Source organism: Rhizobium leguminosarum (genome assembly GCF_004123835.1).
Classification (GTDB): Bacteria; Pseudomonadota; Alphaproteobacteria; order Rhizobiales; family Rhizobiaceae; genus Rhizobium; species Rhizobium leguminosarum_M.
On the sequence record NZ_MZMU01000003.1, the window covers coordinates 437,146 to 455,601 of the forward strand.

The window sequence follows — 18,456 nt, forward strand, 5'->3', positions numbered from 1 at the left end:
GAATTGAAATATGAACGACACCGTCTCCATCGGAAGTTCGCCGCGCAGGATCCGACAGAACAATATCGTCGCCGCCTTGCAGACGATCTATGCCCACCGAAGCCTCAGCCGGGCGGATCTCGCCCGGAAGCTCGGGATGAATCGCTCGTCCTCGGGAGAGATCGTCGCTGAGCTGACAGAAGGCGGGTTCGTTCAGGAGTCGGACGAGAGCGGCAAGCAGCGCCTGGAGCATTCCCGTGCCGGTCGTCCGGGCATCATGCTCGAACTGGTCCCCGATGCCGCATTCTTCGTCGGGATAGAGATTGGCGTCGAACATATATCGGCTGCAGTTGTCGATCTCTCCGCCGAGGTCCGGGCATGTCGGAAAATCGCGTTCGACACGCCGTCTTCGACGGTGGAGGAGGCCGTGGCGCAGGGCGTCGAGCTCATTGTCGGCGAGATGACGAAGGGGATGATCGGACGGTGTAAGGGTCTCGGCATATCGGCGCCGGCCCACATCCGGCCGAACGGAATTGTCACTCTCGCACCCATCATCGGCTGGCGAGAGGTGTCGTTGAAGGAGATTGGGCGGTCAGCTTTCCCGGCCGCGGTGCCGATCGCGGTTGAAAACGACGCCAACGCGTTTGCGATCGGCGACAGCTATCGTCACGGCGTCTCAGGCGTGACGCTGTTCCTGCTCATGGAAACCGGCGTCGGCGGCGGCATCATGATCGATGGCAAACTGTTCCGGGGCGGCCACGGCCTGGCGGGAGAAATCGGCCACACCCTGGTGCCGGGAAGCGGCGGTCAGAAGTTTGAGCAGCTGATCGGTCGCGAAGTGCTGATCAGGCAGTATCGCGAGGCTATTGGACGTAAGCACGTCGATCTGCAGGAGTTCCTTGGCGACGTTCATGACCGTGTCCCGGCCGCGGTCAATATCGCCGAAACCTGGTCGCGCCATCTCGCATATGCATTGCTGCAGGCCTGTCGTCTGCTCGACCCGGACAGGATCGTGCTGGGTGGCTCCGTGGCATCTCTCTACCCGATGGTCGCCGCCCGGGTAGCGGTCCACATGTCGGAGGGCCAGAATATAGCTTTCCCCATGCCGGAGATCGTCGTGGACGATGACGCGGAGTTCGGTTCCGCCTTCGGGGCGGCGTGCATGTTGCACCAGCGCTTTCTGTCCCTGGAGAGCGAGGAGTTCGGCAACGAGGACGGTGCGCCGGTCCAATCGGCGACGAGTTGACGACAAGAACGATCGAAAGCAGGATTGCAAATGACTTCAGTACTGGCTCCGGACCAGCTTGGTCCCACCGTTTGTGTAGGGGAGATCCTCGTCGAGATCGTCGCCACGACGGTCGGAGACGGTTTTCTTAAAGCCCAGCCGCTCGTCGGTCCGTTCGCGAGCGGAGCGCCGGCGATCTTCATCTCGCAGTGCGGCCGCCTCGGCGGCAAGGCCGCAATGGTCGGCGCCGTCGGCGATGACGATTTCGGTCGTGTCAATACCGATCGCCTCAAACGCGACGGCGTCGATGTTTCGACGATCTCGATCGATCCGGACTATCCCACGGGAAGCGCCTTTGTCCGCTACCGCAAGGATGGCTCCCGGGATTTCGTCTATAACATCGCCACATCAGCAGCCGCACGCTTCGGCTGGTCTCAAGCGGTCGGCGATCTCATCAATCGGAGCGGGCACCTTCACGTGATGGGTTCCGCTCTGTCGGTCCCCAGTGCGCGCGAGGTGATCGACAAGGCGGTCGACATCGTCAAGGCACGCGGGGGATCGCTCTCGGTGGATCCGAACATTCGCAAGGAATTGAAGCTGGACGAGCAGACCGAGCGCCGCTTTTCCAAGCTTGTTGCCGCCGCCGATCTGCTTCTGCCGTCCGGAGAGGAGCTTGAGCGTGCCGCAGGTGTCGAAGGCGAGGCAGACGCGATCCGCCGCTTGTTCGAGATGGGCGTCAAGGAGATCGTGCTGAAGCGCGGAGCCGACGGCGCGACCTACTTCGGCAGGGACGGAGACCGCATCGATGCTCCGGCATTTGTCGTTCAAGAGGTCGACCCCACCGGCGCCGGCGACTGTTTTGGCGGTGCCTATCTGACCTGCCGGCGGCTCGGAATGTCTCCGCAGCAAGCTCTGACCTATGCCTCGGCCGCCGGCGCCCGCAACGTGACGGTCCTCGGTCCGATGGAAGGCGCCGGCACTCAGCAGGAACTCGATGCGTTTATCGCTTCAACCGAAAGGCGGCCGTGATGCAGGTGCATCTCAACGAACTGGCCAGGCTGAGGATCGAAGGCCACCCGAGAGGCGTGACTTCCGTATGCTCCGCCCATCCGATCGTGCTTCGAGCAGCACTCCGACACGGGCGGCAACAGGCAAGCACCGTCCTGATCGAAGCGACCTGTAACCAGGTCAATCACCTCGGCGGCTACACCGGAATGACGCCAAGCGACTTCGCGTCCCTTGTCCGCAAAATAGCGGTCGAGGAAGAATGCCCCGAAAATCTGATCGTTCTCGGCGGCGATCATCTCGGCCCCAATCCGTGGCGCGACCGCCCGGCGGAAGAAGCCATGGCCGAGGCCGAGAAGATGGTTGCCGCCTATGTCGACGCCGGGTTTCGCAAGATTCACCTCGACGCCTCGATGGGCTGCAAGGGCGAGCCGGTGGCGCTCGACGACGAAACCACGGCCCATCGTGCCGCCCGGCTTGCTGCGGTCGCCGAGGCCTCGGCGAAGAAGAGCGGCGGCGCAATGCCGGTTTACGTCATCGGCACCGAAGTGCCGCCGCCAGGCGGAGCCGATCACGCCCTGACAACGATCGAACCGACGGCAGCCTCAGCGGCGTTGAAGACGATCGAGGTCCACCGCCGGATCTTTGCGGAAGCCGGACTCGGCCAAGCATTTGGACGGGCCATCGGGCTGGTCGTTCAGCCGGGCGTCGAGTTCGGCAATCACAATGTCATCCTTTATGACCGCAGCAAGATAGACGCGCTGAAATCGATGCTCACCAAGGAGCCGCAGTTCGTCTTCGAGGCGCATTCGACGGACTATCAGGGAACCCGGCCCTTGACCGCGCTGGTGGAGGACGGCTTTCCCATTCTGAAGGTCGGTCCCGAGCTGACCTTCGTCCTACGCGAAGCGCTCTACGCGCTGGATGCGATCGCTTCTGACCTCTTGCCCGACTACGGCCAGCGCCCGCTCTATGCGGCGATGGAAGCGCTGATGCTCGATCAGCCGGGCAACTGGAGCCGCCACTACCACGGCACAAACGCCGAGATGCGCTGGCTGCGGCATTACTCGCTGTCTGACCGCATTCGCTATTATTGGGCGTCGGCTGAAGCCCAAGATGCCGTCCGGCAGCTGTGCGAGGCGCTTCGAGGGCAAATCGTACCGCTGCCATTGTTTTGGCAGCATATGCCGGCCGCGCAGGATTTCGCAGATGCGCCGCTCGATCCGGAACAGGTTTTGATCTGGAGAGTGACGAAGAGTCTCTCGGACTATCACGCCGCCTGCGGCGTCGGGAAGAATTGCCAATCAGAATCAAGACAGGAGGAAAAATCGATGACGGAATTGAATGGGAAGATCGCGGCGGTCACGGGTGCTGCATCCGGAATAGGACTCGCTTCGACGGAGGCAATGCTCGCCGCTGGCGCGACGGTCGTGCTGGTGGACCGCGATGAGAAGGCCCTTGAGACGGTTTGTGCCCGGCTTGGCGAGCGCGCTATTCCGCTCAAGATCAACTTGCTGGATCCGGCCGAGTGTGCGGGTCTGCTCGATGGCATTCTGTCGAAGACGGGCAAGCTCGACATCCTGCATGCCAATGCAGGCACCTATATCGGCGGCGACCTGATGGAAACTGACCTCGATACCATCGATCGGATGCTCAATCTCAACGTCAACGTCGTCATCAAGAACGTTCGAAATGTCATTCCGCACATGATCGAACGTGGCACTGGCGACATTGTCGTCACCAGCTCGGTCGCCGGCCATTCGGCGATTCCATGGGAACCGGTCTATTCGTCATCGAAGTGGGCGATGACGTGCTTTGTCCAGACGATGCGACGCCAGCTTCTGAAAAGTGGCATTCGCGTGGGATCGGTTTCTCCGGGCCCGGTGATCAGCGCTTTGCTCGCGGATTGGCCGGAGGAAAACCTTCGCAAGGCGAAGGAGGCCGGGGCTTTGATCGAGCCTAAGGAAGTCGCCGACGCGATCATCTTCATGCTGACCCGTCCGCGTAACGTCACCATCCGCGATATCGTGGTGCTTCCAAGCGCCTTTGACATCTGAAGGAGCCGAACATGAGTTACCAGCAGAAATTTCGTCTCGACGGTGAACGGGCGGTAGTCACGGGCGGAGGGCGTGCGATCGGACTGTGCTGCACCGAGGCGCTGGCGGAGGCGGGCGCCGCCGTCGTCGTCATCGAACGCAGCGCGGCCGACGCTGAGCAAGCGCTTGCGCTGCGCGACAGAGGCTATGACGTCGAAGTCCGGGTCGGCGACGTCACCGACGCGGCCCGAATGGACGCAATCGCATCCGAGCTTGCCGATGGCGGCCGGCCGGCGACCGTCCTGGTGAACAATGCCGGAATTGGCCAGAGCGGCATTCCGGCGCAGGATCTCACCGACGCGGATTGGCTGCGCATGATGGACGTCAATCTCAATGGCGTCTTCTGGTGCTCGCGCGCCTTCGGTCGTCCGATGATTTCGCTGAAACGCGGCGCCATCGTCAACCTCGGCTCGATGTCGGGCCACATCTGCAACCGGCCTCAGCCTCAGACGGCCTATAACGTCTCCAAGGCGGCAGTCCATCACCTCACGCGCTCGTTGGCCGCCGAGTGGGCGCACCACGGCATCAGGGTAAATGCCGTCGCGCCCACCTATATCGAGACACCGATGGTGGTGGCCGTCGAAGCCAATCGCGAGCGCATTCCGCTCTGGCTCGCCGACACCCCGATGGCGCGGATGGGAACGCCGGAGGAGGTTGCAAGCGCGGTCCTCTTCCTCGCCTCGGGCGCTGCCAGCCTGATGACCGGGGCGATCGTCAACGTCGATGCAGGATTCACCTGCTGGTAGTGCTTCCTGGACGAAGGTGCGAGCAGCGCTTCGTCCACACCTGGAAACCAGTATGGAAACGTTACCACATAATCTTGACTCGCATTCGTGCTGCGTTTATCCAAATGTGGAAACGTTGCCATATTGGGAGGAAGCTGATGAAATCCGCGCGGTTGAACCGACTTTTCGGCGTGTCTGGAAATTGTTTTGACGTTGCCATCGATCACGGCATGTTCAATGAACGGACCTTCCTTTCCGGCATCGAGAACATGAAGACTGCCATCGAGGTGATCGCGCAAGCGGCGCCGGATGCCATTCAGCTGCCGCCGGGGACGGCACCCATGCTGCAGGCTATTCCCGGCAAGCATCGCCCGGCGCTGGTGCTGCGCACCGACATCGCCAACATCTATGGCAATCCGCTGCCGTCTCAGCTGTTTTCCGAAATGATCGACAGGCCGGTGGAACACGGCGTTGCGTTGGATGCCGCCTGTGTCGTCGTCAATCTTTTGATGCTGCCGGACCAGCCGGAAGTCTACCGCGCCTGTGTGCGCAATGTGAACAGCCTGAAGCGCGAATGCGAGATCTACGGCATGCCGCTGATGGTCGAGCCGCTTGTCATGCAGGACAATTCCAAGGGCGCCTACATGGTCGACGGCGCGATCGACAAGATCCTGCCGCTTGTACGCCAGGCGGCCGAACTCGGCGCCGATATCATCAAGGCCGACCCCTGCGACAATGTCGAGGAATATCACCGCGTGGTCGAGATTGCCCAAGGTCTGCCGGTGCTGGTGCGCGGCGGCGGCCGCGTTTCGGATCAGGAAATCCTGATCCGCACCAAACAGTTGATGGAGCAGGGCGCCCGTGGCATCGTTTATGGCCGCAACGTCATTCAACACAACAATCCCGGCGGCATGACGCGGGCCTTGATGGCGATTGTCCATGACAAGGCTTCCGTCGAGCAAGCCTCGCTGCACATTGGCTGACGCGCGTCTGGGAGGAGATGTCATGACGAAAATATTCCGCTTCGGCGTCATCGGCTGCGGTCTGATGGGGCGCGAGTTCGCGAGCGCTGCGGCGCGCTGGCTGCATCTGGCCGATGTGAAGGCGCGACCGGAAATCGTCGCCGTCTGTGATACCAACGCGACGCTGCTCGACTGGTTCAGGGATCATGTGCCGACCGTTCGGCAGTTCACCGCCGACTATAAGGAGCTTCTGGCCAATCCCGAAGTCGATGCGGTCTATTGCGCCGTCCCGCATGTGCTGCACCAGCAATTCTACATCGACATCCTGAAGGCCGGAAAGCATCTTCTCGGAGAAAAGCCCTTCGGCATGGACGCCGCGCAGAACCGGGAGATCATGGCGGTTCTCGCCGAGCATCCCGAACTCCTGGTCCGTTGCTCGTCGGAAATGCCTTTCTTCCCCGGCGCACAGAAGGTCATCGCGCTCGCAAAAAGCGGCGAGATGGGGGAAATCCTCGAAGTCGAGGCGGGCTTCCTGCACTCTTCGGATATTGACCGGCAGAAGCCGATCAACTGGAAGCGCATGGCAGAGATCAATGGCGACTATGGCTGCATGGGTGATCTCGGCATGCACGTGCTGCACGTACCGCTGCGTCTCGGCTGGCGCCCGACCACCCTGCATGCGCAACTGGTCAAGAAGGTCACCGAACGTCCTGACGGCAAGGGCGGCATGCTGCCCTGCACCACCTGGGACAATGCCACGATCAGCAGCCGTGTGAGCACCGGTGATCAGGATTTCCCGATGGTGCTGAAAACCTGGCGTATCGCGCCCGGCGAATCCAACACCTGGTACATCAGGGTTCTCGGCATGAAGAAAAGCGCATTCTTCAGCACGAAGTCGCCGCGCCAGTGGCAGTGGATGGACTATAATGGCAGTGCGCAGGCCTGGAGCACCGAGGATCTGGGATATGGCTCGCTGTTTCCCGCCATCACAGGCAAGATCTTCGAATTCGGTTTTGCCGACGCCATACAGCAGATGTGGGCGGCCTTCGTCGACGAGCTTGCGGGCGGCAATGCCAACGGTTTCGGCTGCGCGACGCCGGCGGAGGCGCAGGCGCATCATGCGGTCCTGACGGCAGCCCTCAAATCCGGCCGCGAAGACGTCGTGGTGCCGGTCGTGTATGACGGGGCGTCCGTCTGATGCAGCGCTCCGAGATCAACGCCGCGTTGCTGCGAGCAGCCGAGACTCTCGAGCGCTGGCACTGGTCTCTGCCGGTATGGGGCTCTTGGACGGCAGCGGATTTTGCCGCTCATCCGGAGGCCTCAGCCTATTTGCGCGCCCATCAGCTGGGTTGGGATGTCACCGATTTCGGCTCGAACCGCTTCGCCGAATGCGGCCTCGTGCTGTTCTGCCTGCGCAATGGCATCGTTGATATCAGGGGTGAGCGGACCTATGCCGAAAAGTTGCTCTTCGTTGGGGAAGGGCAGGTCACGCCGACGCACCGTCATGCCGCGAAGATGGAAGACATCATCAATCGCGCCGGCGGCGATCTCGTCATCGAATTCGCCGTAACCGATGCCGATGGCAATGTGCTGACGGAGGATGTGACGGTTCCGGTAGACGGGCTGTCGCGCCGGCTCGCTGCATGGGAACCGCTGGTTCTCGGGCCTGGCCAGAGCGTGACGATTCGCACCGGGCTTTACCACCGCTTTTACGGCAGGAAAGGCGGCGGACCTGTCCTTGTCGGCGAGGTCAGCCAGGTCAACGACGACAACAGCGATAATTTCTTTCTGGAGCCGATCGGGCGCTTTGCCGCGATCGAGGAAGATGAGCCGCCGCTGAGACCCTCGTGGAACGAAGGAGGCAGCTGATGCGAGCCGGGGAGGAGGTTTGCGATCGCGACAGTCAGAAGCAGGGCGGCATCGTTTGCGCGGGAAACTTCATCGTCGATCGCGTCCACACCCTGTCCTATTGGCCCGAACAGGGCAATCTTGCCCATATTCTGCACCAGGATCTGGGCGTGGGGGGCGGGGCGGCCAACGTCGTTACCGATCTGGCCTCGCTCGGATTTCCCGCAAAGCTGGCGGCGGCGGGATGCATCGGCGCGGATCAGGACGGAGAAATCGTCAAGGCCCGTCTTGCACTTGCCGGCGTCGATGTCGGTGGGCTGACGGCGCTTGCCGACCGGGTGACGGCGCATACGCATGTCATGAATGTGCCCGGCCAGAACCGGACCTTCTTCTATCATGGCGGTGCCAACGATGCCGTCACGGATGAGCTTGTCTCACCAGCGACCTTCGCCAAGGCCGGCTATCGGCTGTTCTATCTCGGATACCTCATGCTGTTGCCGGGTCTCGACAGCACCGGCCCCGACGGCCGTTCGGGAGCCTCGCGCCTGCTGGAGGCAGCGCGCCGCGCGGGGCTTGCGACCTGTGTGGATTTCGTATCGAGCGAAGACCCGGAATTTGCGGCCAAGGTCGGCGTCGCTCTGCCCTTCTGCGATTTCCTGATCATCAACGAGATGGAGGCGGGTCGGGCAACCAGCGTTATCGTTCGCGATGCGAAGGGAGAATTAATCGAGGCAGGGCTTTTGGAAGCGGGCGAGCGCCTGCTTGCCGCAGGCGTCACCAAGGGCGCGATCATCCATGCACCGGAAATCTGCTTCTGGTTTGCATCAGGCGCTTCCCCGATCATGACGCGTTCACGACCGGTCGCTCCCGATGATATCGTCAGCACCGTCGGCGCAGGCGACGCCTTCTGTGCCGCCGTGCTCTACGGGCTGCATGAGAACTGGCCTGTCGAGCATATCTGCGCCGTCGCCCATGCCGCAGCGGCGCGTTGCCTTAAGGGTGCGACGGCCACCGACGGCATCCCCGACATGTCCGTCCTTCTTCGCGAGGCGAAGGAGACGAACCCGCAATCCGCTTAGCCCATTGGCGTCGCCCCGCGAGAGGGCGGCTCCGATCAGCGTCCAGTCAAAAAGGGAGGAGCAAACATGAAACTATTCATTATGACAGCCGCGCACGGCACCTTTGCCGGTTTAAGTGCGACCGGGGAGGCAGTGCGATGACATATGCGGAAACGGCGCGGCTCTCCGGCAAGGTGGCATTGGTCACAGGAGGAGCGAGCGGCATCGGCAAGGCGGTATGCGAACGCTTCGCCGCCGAAGGCGCCAGGGTTGTCATAGCGGACCTCGACGGTGAACGATGCGCGCGGGTGGCCGAAGCAATCGGCCCTCAGGCCTGGAGTGTGGCGCTTGATGTGACCAGCCAGGACAGCATCGAAGAAGCTGCGCGCTTCACTATATCAACCGCCGGCAAGATCGACATCCTGGTCAACGCCGCAGGCATTTACGAAGTCGAGTCCATCCTGGACATATCTCGGGAACGGACGGCGAAAGTATTTCAGGTCAATATCGAAGGCCTGATCTTCATGACGCAGGCTGTTGCCCGGCACATGGTGGAGAGAGGGGAAGGTGGACGCATCATCAACTTCTCGTCCCAAGCCGGGCGTCGGGGCGAAGGACCGGCCGTGGCTTACTGCGCTTCCAAGGCGGCCGTCATCAGCATCACGCAAAGCTGCGCTCTGGAGCTGATCCGTTATGGGATCAACGTCAACGCCATCGCTCCCGGCGTCGTCGATACGCCGATGTGGGACGTCGTCGATGCAAAACTCGGCAGCCGGGAAGGTTTGAAACCCGGCGACGTCAAGCGCCGCGTGGCCGCTGCCGTCCCCGCCGGACGATTTGGCGCCCCCCAAGAACAAGCTGCCATGGCGGCCTTCCTGGCCGGGCCCGATGCAGCATATATCGTGGCGCAGTGCTACAATGTCGATGGCGGCAATGTCATGAGCTGAGCGCTTGAGCCGCGTCGCGGGCGCATCATCCTGCAAAGCGGCTTCATCAGCACGATAGGCGATCGAACTTGAGATCTGGAGGAGTGGAATGAAGGCTGTACGCTTGGAGTCGATCGGGTCTTTGACCATGCGCAGCGTTGAGAAGCCGGTTGCCGGGCCGGGCGAGCTGCTTGTCCGGGTTGCAGTGGCCGGCATCTGCGGTTCCGATCGCCACATGTACAAGGGCGAGTATCCGACAGCGATCCCCGTCACGCTGGGCCACGAGTTCTGCGGCATAGTCGAAGGGATCGGCGATCGGGTGACCCGGTTTACCGGCGGTGAGCTTGTTACGGTGGACCCGAATATCTCCTGCGGCACCTGTCGGGCTTGCACGCGGGCGCGGCCGAACTTATGCGAGAGCTTGACCGCGATCGGAGTGACACGGGATGGCGGCTTTGCGGAATATGTGGCGGTGCCGCACGCGCAGGCCTTCGTGCTGCCGGCCGACCTCGATCCCGTTCACGGCGCCTTCAGTGAACCGCTGGCCTGCTGTATCCATGCTATCGACAAGGCAAAGATCCGTCCGGGCGACGGCGTCGCGATCCTCGGCGGGGGAGTGATCGGCCTGCTCATGGTGCAACTGGCCCGCTTGGCTGGGGCAGGCGAGATTATTTTGATCACGCGGCAGCAATCGAGACGCCAAACGGCTCTGGCCCTGGGGGCGACGCACGCCTTCGACCCGGCCGCTTCGGATACAATCACTTCTGTTCGAGAGGTCACCAAAGGCGGCGCAGACGTGGTCATCGAGTGTGCCGGCGTCAGTGACACGCTTCAAAGCGGTCTGAGGATGGCGCGGCGCGGTGGTACCTTCGTGCTTTTTGGAGTCACGCCAGCCGGTGTCGAAGTGCCGGTTCTGCCCTTCGATCTGCTGGTAAACGAAGTCGATATCAGGCCGGCCTACCTCAATCCCTTCACCCATTCGCGCGCTGCGGCGATGGTCGCGAGCGGCGCGTTGGAACTGGACGCATTGGTCACCAAAACCATAGGTCTCGAGGAGGTCGCCGACGTGGTGGGCAACGCGCCACTGCCAGGCGAGATCAAGGTCATCGTCCGGCCCTAGCTTCGGGGTCCCATCTCAGTTGCGGACGCGACCGGTGGAATCGCGCTCGATCAGCGTGACCGGCACTTTGACAATCGCACCCCGTCGAGGTTCGTCCCCCGGCTGGTGCTCTTCGATCAGCGCTTCCAGCAGCCGTGCTGCCTGCTGTCCGACGTCGCGGATCGGCTGTGCGACCGTGGTCAGCCGTGGAAAGACGTAGGCTGCCTCCGGCAGGTCGTCGAAGCCCACGACCGAATAGTCGTTCGGAACGGAAAATCCGCGATCCTGGATGGCATGGATTGCGGCAATCGCTGAAACGTCGGTCGTGCCGATGATCGCAGTGACCTCAGGACGAGACGCCAGCAGCTCCCACGCCAGCCGGTAGGTCTCTGCAAAGCTGTGCTCTTCCGCCATCGCCACGACGGCAGGCGCGATGCCATCTTTCGCCATTTCCGCCATGATGCCTTGCAGGCGAAGTTGGATCGGCTGGCTGTGGGCCGGCGCGCCTACGATGGCGATTGCCCGGTGGCCGAGGTCGATCAGATGGCGCGCCATCAGCCGTCCACCTTCTTCGTGATCGGCCATGACAGCGTCGTCAGCGATGCCGCTCAGCTCGCGGTCAATGGCGATGATCGGAATGCGAGCGTCCCGCAGCACCCCGAAATGCTCGATGCTGCCGAAGGCGCTTGCCACGATGACGCCATCGACGCGCTGCGCGAGCAGCATGCTGATATAGCGCACCTCGTGGTCCATATTTTCCGCCGTGCTGCAGATCAGCGTCTGATAGCCGTGCTGGAACAATTCCTGTTCGATCGCATGGGCTAGGATGCCGAAGAACGGCACTTCAATCGACGGCAGCATCAGTCCGATCATCCGGCTTGGTGCGCCGCGCAGCATACGGGCACCCTTGCTCGGCGTGTAGTTCAGCGTTCGGATAGCGGCCTCGACGCGGTCCCTGAGTTCGGGTGAGGCGTAACCGCTGTTGTTGAGCACGCGCGAGACCGAAGAGACCGATGTTCCTGCAAGTTTAGCGATATGTCTGATGCTGGTCGTCACGGGTTCGCATTTCTTTCTCTACAGCGCCTGCGTCTTCTCAGACGCGCATGGAGACGGGCTGCTGAAGTTCACGTTCATTTCATCATCCACTAGATCACTCGCGGAACGCCGCATCAAGCGCGCCGCTATTCGAGAACGTCTGCCGTTCGTGACAAGCTTCGCCTTGAGAGCTACAGGATAGGCCTGATCGATAGCAGCCCGTTGAGCGGACACATAATGAACGACACAGTCCTCCTTTTTCATGGCATTGCCCGGACGAAAAAAAGCATGGAGAAGCTCGCCAGCTTTTTGTCCGGACACGGTTATCGGGTTGTGAATGTCGGTTACCCCTCCACCAAGTTTTCGATCAGCGACCTCATCGACATCATCCGACCCGAGATCGACGGCGCTGCGAAGGAGGCAGGCGAGGGCCCGGTCCATTTCGTCGGTTATTCGATGGGTGGGCTGGTCATCCGCGCGTTTCTCAGGAGCTATCGCCCAGCCAAGCTGGGGAGAGTTGTGATGGTCGGCACGCCGAACAACGGCAGTCAGGTTGCCGATTTCCTCAAGAGCTGGCCCTTATACAGGAAGGTCTATGGACCGGCAGGGCAGCAGCTGATTACCGATCAAACCGCAATGACCGAGCTGTTCGGCACGGTGGATTACGAACTTGGCATTATCGCTGGGAATCGGACCATTGATCCGGTCTCTTCGCTTATCATCGGCCTCAGAGTGCCGAATGATGGAAAGGTTTCGGTGGAGAGCACGCGTCTCGACGGCGCGGCGGCGCATATCGTCATTCCGGCAAACCACACTTTCTTGCCCGTCAACAAGACGATGTGGAGCCAGACCCTGTCGTTTTTGAAAGATGGACGGTTTACAAGCTGAATTTCCAAATATTCAAACATCCGCCACATGCCCTCTGCTTAATTCCCCGCTGCACCGGTATCGAAGGAAATGCAATGACCGCCATCCTGCGAAAGAAAATTCACGGCGCGTCTACGCGCGGACAGGTCATCGATGGTGCGCCCGATGTTGGCGTCGCCTATCAGGTGTTTTCCGATACGGTGATCGAAGACGTTATCGTCAAGAATTCTCCTCGCGGCTTTAAATTTCACAATGGCAAGAACCTCACCGTCAGGCGCTGCGAAACAGAGAATGTGAAGGGCGACGGCATCTACCTGACGAAGACGACGCACGTGTTGCTGGAGAATAATCGCATCGGCGCGGCCCCGGGCGAGGGAGCAGACTGCTGCCAGTTCGCCTATCAAAACAGCGATGACAATATCAGCTCCGATATCGTTATCCGCGGCAACCTCTTCCTGCAGTCGCCGGCGAGCGCATCGAACAAGGGCGCGCTGGTCTGCGACAAAACTCGAAAATACCTGGTCGAGTACAATTTCATCGGCGGCAAGAATTTCTCCTTTTCGTCGATCGGCGATGACGCCGTGGTGCGCAGCAACATCATGCGCGATGGCAGGATGAATGATTATTCCTTCGGCTACGGCGTCGGCGACAAGGCCGACCACGCCGGCCATCACATTTATGACAACTGGATCGAGAACACCAATCGTGGCGTCAGCCTGAGCGGTTTTTCGGATCAGGAGCTGGCATTTCGCAAAGACATCGATATCCACGACAACGTCATTAGCCAATGCGACATCGCGTTCTTCGCCAACCGTCGGTGGTCCGGCAGCTTCCGGCGCAACATATTTCTGCGGTGCGAACAGGATATCGTTCTCAAGGGAAACGGCAAAGCGACTGCAGGTGATATCGATGGCAACTATCGCAACGATGGCAGCTTTCTGAATGTCACCCCGCCGCCGCTTCGCTTCAAGCCCGATGGCAACGCCTCCGTTGCCTCCGGCGAATGGACATCCGAGCCCGACGAAATCCGCATCCAATGGCGGAACAAGGGGATCGATATCCCAGGCGCCAACCGGCCCTCCATTACGGTCGAGCCTGGCATGGAATTGTCCTGCGTCCTGCTGGCCCGCAAGGCGCAGAACTGGATGCTGGCGATCGCTGAGACTGCCTATGACGACTTCACGCCACGCGCATGGCAGGAAAACATGCTGCCTTGGCGCAAGCGCTATCTCTCGACTTAGGCGGCGTATCGCTTGACTGCACGGGGATTAGAGCGCCGTGCGTCCTTTCAGACGGAGAAAGGACGCTCTAACACTTTTGAATCTACGCATCGCGCGAAAATCAGGATCTGCGCCAGCGAAGTCTCATGGCCTTTCCAGAGCTGAGCGCTTTGCGAACCGGTTCATCATAGAGGCGGGTGACGATAATGGCCAATAGGACGATCAGCGGAAGAACAATGGCAAAGATCGCCCAGGCCGGCGGTTGCCCCAGGCCAGCGGCTTTCCAGGCTCCCAACAGCAATCCCAGCAGCGGAACATGAATTGCATAGAGTGCGTAGGACGCCTCTCCCGCAATAAGAAGGGGCTGCCGCAGCACGCCATCGAAGTTGGCTGTGTAAAGGACAAGCACGGCGAGAGGAAATAAAGCAGTGATGACAATCAGGTCCTTTATGCCAACCAGGGCGGCTGGCGCCTGGAAGACGAGAAGAGCAGTCGCGACGACGATTGTTGTCACTGCGGCTGCTTTTCCGATGCCCGAAGGGGAAAGCCGCTGACGGTAGCGGTACATCAAGATGCCGAGGCTGAAAGAAAAGAGAACGCGGGGAAATCCGGAGAGCAAGGCGCCGTCGAGCGGGATCAGGTCGGCGCTTCCATGGGCCAGCGTTTGCGCCGCCAGCCAAACCCATGACGCGACGAGGATGACAGCGAGCACACCGTTGGACAGCAATCTCGCCGTATAGCCATAGGCGAGGTTGATCACGATCTCCAGGAATAGAGACCATGACGGACCGTTGAAAGGGAACAGGTTCGGCGCCTTCAGCGATGTTCCACCGATCGCCGGCAGGAAGAACATCGAGGCAATCAACGAGGTGGCAAACAGCATCGGATCCATTTGCTGATTTCTGCTGAGCGACATGCCTGCATATGCGAGTACGCCGAGCAGCAAACCGAGCAGATAGAGCGGATATAAGCGGATGAGACGCTTGATGGCGAAATCATTGGCAGAGAGCGAAGACTCTTGAATGAGTTTCCTCTCATAGGCGTGACCGATCACGAAGCCGCTGAGACAAAAAAACAGGTCGACGGCGAGATAGGCAGCAGGTGCTGCATCGAAACCGACAAAACCTTCGGTGTGATGCACTGCCACGCAAATAGCCGCCAAGCCACGAATCCCATCGAGGCCGACCAGTCTACGATTATTTGAAGTCATCTTTTTAGCCTGATGCATGTTGCGCGCCTGCCTGGGTCGGTTTGCGGAAGCGGGACAGGAACTCCGGGCCAAGGCTCGTAAGCGCGATCACGGTGTGGGGCCATAAGATGAAGGGGGCCAGCATCATTCCGGCTTCGGTGAACGCGCCGATCAAGATCAGGAGGATAATGACAACCTCCTTTCTCTTGGTGATGGCGAGCGCCTGATTGAGGGGCGACGAGGTCATCTTCGCCACGAGCCGCACCACGACGAACGACGTCCAGATGATGGTCGCGGGTATGCCCATGTTCAGCGCAAGTTCGATATAGGTGTTGTGTGTCGATTGAGCGTCCCACGTAAGGCGAACATATTGCTCCATGATATCGGGCTGTCGGAACAAGGCAAATCCCCAGCCTGAAAGCGGCCGCTCGTAGATCAGCGGCAGCAACTGTTCCCAGACATTCGTACGTCCGCTGAGCGTAAGGTCTTTCCCGAATGACTCGGCAATCGCCTGGGCCACACCCATCAACGCGACGGACACGACGAAGCCCAGCAGGGCGAATGCAAGAAGAACGACGAAGGATCTGAAGATGCGGCCTGGAAAGCGCTGAATCCAGCTCATTCCGTAGTATACGGCTACTCCGATCGAAAGCAGGATGATCGCCGTTGATGATTTCGCCAGCACGATGAGCACGAGGTAGAGCAGCATCGCCGTCCATCGCAGGAGATCATAATAGCGCAGACGCCACATCGGCAGGGCTGGAAGCAGCAGGATGAAGTTTGTTGCCGAAAACTGGCCGAGCATGTTTTTGTGGTAGAACGCCCCTTTCACCATCCCGGCATAACTGCCTCTCATCACCGCAAACCGGGGAAAGGCTGCCGTGTAAAGAATATTGATGAAAGCCGTCGCAATGGCAAATTTCGCCAGGCTTTCAAATGTGTCGACTGCTCCATAACGGGCTCTGTAAAGAAGGGGTCCAGCTGTCAGCAATGCGACGGCGACGAGAGCCCGGAGCGAGGCTGTAACGCTGACGGAAAAAGCAATCGACAGAAAGACGCATAAGCAGACTATGCCGACCAGCGGCGAAGCGCTGCGGAGCAATTCAACGACTCGCCTAGGCTCCAGCAAGCAGTAGAGGCCAATGAGTGGAACGAGCGACATCAGCAACAGTCGCATTGGCATGGGATCTTTGCCGACGCCCTCCTGGAAGTCGGCGGGCAGCCCATACCACATGCCGGTCGCTCTCCAGAGGGAAATATAAAATATTGCCGAGAGGAGGATCCGAACGAGGGTTTCACGCCGAATGCGATATTGCGCGCGAGCTCTGGGTCTATGTCTTTGCAGGCCAATCGGTTGGTAGCTGTCAAATGAGGTGCTCATGACATTCCGCCTTACGTTTTGGTAACCACCTGAGCGGCAAAAATCAAAGCTGTAGACCCGCTGCGGCGAGGAAGCTCGTGATCAGCTTGTATGCCCCTTCATTGAAATGAAGATGGTCAGGCTTGTAGTTGGAACAATCCTTATCGCTTGGCTTACCGCACCGCAACATATCATCGTTCATTTGAACGAACGTGACACCCGGCATTTCAGCCAATGACGATGCGACAAGCTGGTTGGCCGGAATTCGTACATCCTCGTAGAAAGCGTAGCGCTTGCCCCGAGGCGGTATGGACAACGCGTAAATATGGGCGCCCGGCCAAAGAGCGCGAACCTTGCTGACAACAGCCACGACACCAGCTGCCACTGCGCATGGCGCGGTTTTCGCACCCAGGTTGTTCGTGCCGATAAGCACGACGACGTCCGCGGGATGGAAATCCGGAAGGTCTAAACCCTCGAGGCGGTACAATGCATTTTGCGTGGTGTCGCCGGCGACCGCGAGGTTCATCACCGGGCGGGTGGGAAAGCTGTCCTTGATCCAGGGCTGCCAGAGTTCGACGAGGGAATCACCGACAAGAGCCATGTTGTATCGGGCCGATCTGGCGCGATAGCTGGGAAGAGCGCGATTAAGTCGCTTGCTTGCCTGCTTTTGCTGAGCCGAGGCATTCGTGGCTTTTGTCGGGTCAGGGCATTCCTGTGCGAAGGACGTGCCAGCATTGCCGACGATGAGAAAGAAATTGCATGCGAGGACGATGACGAGGTTGGCGAAAAGTCGCAACATTCAGATTACCGATATCCTGACGTCTTGGGGCTTTCATTATTGAAGAGGAAAATGGCGGTGGCAAGGAAAGAGTGGCTCTGGTCCCTCCGCCCGCAATGCTCGGGCATGGCAGCCGCACCCACCGCATCCGATCGACGAAATCTTCAATTGCCGGAACCAAAGGCCGAACCCGCCGTTGATTGCCATGCCCAACCGTGTCCGGGAGACAGGACAGACATGGCACGTCAGACATTCTGGAAAGGTTATCTCAAGCTATCGCTCGTCACCGCCGCCGTCTCGCTGACGCCGGCGACGACCGAAAGCAACAAGGTCCGTTTCCACGTCCTCAATCGCCAGACCAAGAACCGCGTCGAAAGCCGCTATGTCGATAGCGTCACCCACAAGCCGGTGCCCGAGCGGGACCAGGTGAAGGGCTATCCGCGCGGCGAGGACGACTATGTGCTTCTCGAGGACGAGGAGATCGAGGAGGTCGGGCTCGAAAGCACCCGCACCATCGAGATCGACAGTTTCGTGCCGCGCGGCTCGATCGATTGGATCTGGTACGACAAACCGCATTTTCTGGCGCCCGAGGACAAGGTCGGGGTGGAAGCCTTCTGCGTCATCCGCGAGGCGATGAAGGCAAATGACGTCGTCGGCATCGCCCGCCTTGTTCTCTACCGCCGCGAGCGTGCGGTGCTGCTGGAACCGCTAGGCAAAGGCATCGTTCTCTGGACCCTGCGCTATGGGGACGAGGTGCGTGATCCCGTGGCCGAACTCGACAGCAAGGCCGAGATCGACAGCAAGCTGCTGACGCTGATGACGCAACTGGTGAAGGAAGAGACGAAGAATTGGAGCCCGGCCATGGTGCAGGATCCGATCCAGAAACGCCTGAAGTCGATGATCCGCGGCAAGCAGAAGAGCCTGAAGAAGGCGGCGCCCGCGGAAAAACCCGCACCGGTGAAATCGACCGGCAACGTCATCAATATCATGGATGCGCTGAAAAAGAGCCTGGCGGCCGAAGGCGGCGAGAAGCCGCGCCAATGAAAAAGTGGCCAGCGATTTCTTGAGATTGCCCATCGCCCGC

17 protein-coding genes and 1 pseudogene are annotated in these 18,456 nt (G+C 60.3%); 14 read left to right on the forward strand and 4 right to left on the reverse strand.

All coding sequences use genetic code 11. The features are described 5' to 3' along the window. Positions 1–10: 10 nt before the first annotated feature. The 11 genes and pseudogenes from B5P46_RS05890 to B5P46_RS05935 all read left to right on the forward strand — a co-directional run bounded on the left by B5P46_RS05890 (position 11) and on the right by B5P46_RS05935 (position 10,944). Positions 11–1,225, forward strand: a complete 1,215-nt coding sequence (locus B5P46_RS05890; RefSeq protein ID WP_129417887.1) for an ROK family transcriptional regulator — start codon at positions 11–13, stop codon at positions 1,223–1,225. A 30-nt stretch (positions 1,226–1,255) separates the two neighbouring features. Continuing rightward, on the forward strand, positions 1,256–2,233 hold the full coding sequence (locus B5P46_RS05895) for a tagatose kinase (RefSeq protein WP_129417888.1): 978 nt from the start codon (positions 1,256–1,258) through the stop codon (positions 2,231–2,233). After that, positions 2,233–3,507, forward strand: a pseudogene (locus B5P46_RS34685) (D-tagatose-bisphosphate aldolase, class II, non-catalytic subunit); the annotation flags it as partial. The gene B5P46_RS05895 and the pseudogene B5P46_RS34685, both read left to right, overlap by 1 nt. 33 nt (positions 3,508–3,540) lie before the next feature. Further along, positions 3,541–4,266 carry an SDR family oxidoreductase gene (locus tag B5P46_RS34690; protein WP_206735336.1) on the forward strand — a complete coding sequence of 242 codons (726 nt, stop codon included), beginning with the start codon at positions 3,541–3,543 and terminating at the stop codon, positions 4,264–4,266. 11 nt (positions 4,267–4,277) lie between these two features. Then, the gene (locus B5P46_RS05905; protein WP_129417890.1) at positions 4,278–5,051 is read left to right on the forward strand and encodes an SDR family NAD(P)-dependent oxidoreductase; all 774 of its coding nucleotides are present in this window, start codon (positions 4,278–4,280) and stop codon (positions 5,049–5,051) included. A 137-nt stretch (positions 5,052–5,188) separates the two neighbouring features. Further along, on the forward strand, positions 5,189–6,013 hold the full coding sequence (locus tag B5P46_RS05910) for a class I fructose-bisphosphate aldolase (RefSeq protein WP_129417891.1): 825 nt from the start codon (positions 5,189–5,191) through the stop codon (positions 6,011–6,013). A 22-nt stretch (positions 6,014–6,035) separates the two neighbouring features. Further along, on the forward strand, positions 6,036–7,190 hold the full coding sequence (locus B5P46_RS05915; protein ID WP_129417892.1) for a Gfo/Idh/MocA family protein: 1,155 nt from the start codon (positions 6,036–6,038) through the stop codon (positions 7,188–7,190). After that, positions 7,190–7,861: a D-lyxose/D-mannose family sugar isomerase gene (locus B5P46_RS05920; protein WP_129417893.1), complete on the forward strand. Its 672-nt coding sequence runs from the start codon at positions 7,190–7,192 to the stop codon at positions 7,859–7,861. Before B5P46_RS05915 ends, B5P46_RS05920 begins: the two co-directional genes overlap by 1 nt. Further along, entirely contained in the window at positions 7,861–8,919 is a 1,059-nt protein-coding gene (locus tag B5P46_RS05925) for a carbohydrate kinase family protein (RefSeq protein ID WP_129417894.1), read from the forward strand. Before B5P46_RS05920 ends, B5P46_RS05925 begins: the two co-directional genes overlap by 1 nt. 137 nt (positions 8,920–9,056) lie before the next feature. Then, positions 9,057–9,845 (forward strand): L-iditol 2-dehydrogenase, encoded by a 789-nt coding sequence (locus B5P46_RS05930; protein ID WP_129417895.1) that lies wholly within the window; start codon positions 9,057–9,059, stop codon positions 9,843–9,845. 88 nt (positions 9,846–9,933) lie between these two features. Continuing rightward, positions 9,934–10,944 (forward strand): zinc-dependent alcohol dehydrogenase family protein, encoded by a 1,011-nt coding sequence (locus B5P46_RS05935; RefSeq protein ID WP_129417896.1) that lies wholly within the window; start codon positions 9,934–9,936, stop codon positions 10,942–10,944. 15 nt (positions 10,945–10,959) lie between these two features. On the opposite strand, the gene B5P46_RS05940 is transcribed toward B5P46_RS05935, so the two are convergent. After that, positions 10,960–11,979 (reverse strand): LacI family DNA-binding transcriptional regulator, encoded by a 1,020-nt coding sequence (locus tag B5P46_RS05940; protein ID WP_129417897.1) that lies wholly within the window; start codon positions 11,977–11,979, stop codon positions 10,960–10,962. Positions 11,980–12,195: 216 nt separating this feature from the next. Here B5P46_RS05940 and B5P46_RS05945 point away from each other — a divergent pair, with 216 nt between their 5' ends. After that, complete coding sequence (locus B5P46_RS05945; RefSeq protein ID WP_129417898.1) at positions 12,196–12,846, forward strand: esterase/lipase family protein; 651 nt, start codon at positions 12,196–12,198, stop codon at positions 12,844–12,846. Positions 12,847–12,920: 74 nt separating this feature from the next. Further along, positions 12,921–14,066 (forward strand): right-handed parallel beta-helix repeat-containing protein, encoded by a 1,146-nt coding sequence (locus B5P46_RS05950; protein WP_129417899.1) that lies wholly within the window; start codon positions 12,921–12,923, stop codon positions 14,064–14,066. A 100-nt stretch (positions 14,067–14,166) separates the two neighbouring features. Here the strand turns inward: B5P46_RS05950 and B5P46_RS05955 are convergent, their stop codons facing one another. From B5P46_RS05955 to B5P46_RS05965, 3 genes are read right to left on the reverse strand one after another with little or no spacing between them, the layout of a single operon-like run. Beyond that, entirely contained in the window at positions 14,167–15,273 is a 1,107-nt protein-coding gene (locus B5P46_RS05955) for an acyltransferase family protein (RefSeq protein ID WP_129417900.1), read from the reverse strand. Then, entirely contained in the window at positions 15,260–16,615 is a 1,356-nt protein-coding gene (locus tag B5P46_RS05960; protein ID WP_129417901.1) for an O-antigen ligase family protein, read from the reverse strand. Before B5P46_RS05960 ends, B5P46_RS05955 begins: the two co-directional genes overlap by 14 nt. Before the next feature lie 43 nt (positions 16,616–16,658). Next, positions 16,659–17,393, reverse strand: a complete 735-nt coding sequence (locus tag B5P46_RS05965) for a GDSL-type esterase/lipase family protein (protein ID WP_129417902.1) — start codon at positions 17,391–17,393, stop codon at positions 16,659–16,661. Between the two features lie 216 nt (positions 17,394–17,609). Here B5P46_RS05965 and B5P46_RS05975 point away from each other — a divergent pair, with 216 nt between their 5' ends. After that, on the forward strand, positions 17,610–18,416 hold the full coding sequence (locus B5P46_RS05975; RefSeq protein WP_129417903.1) for a Ku protein: 807 nt from the start codon (positions 17,610–17,612) through the stop codon (positions 18,414–18,416). The last annotated feature ends 40 nt before the right edge of the window (positions 18,417–18,456 follow it).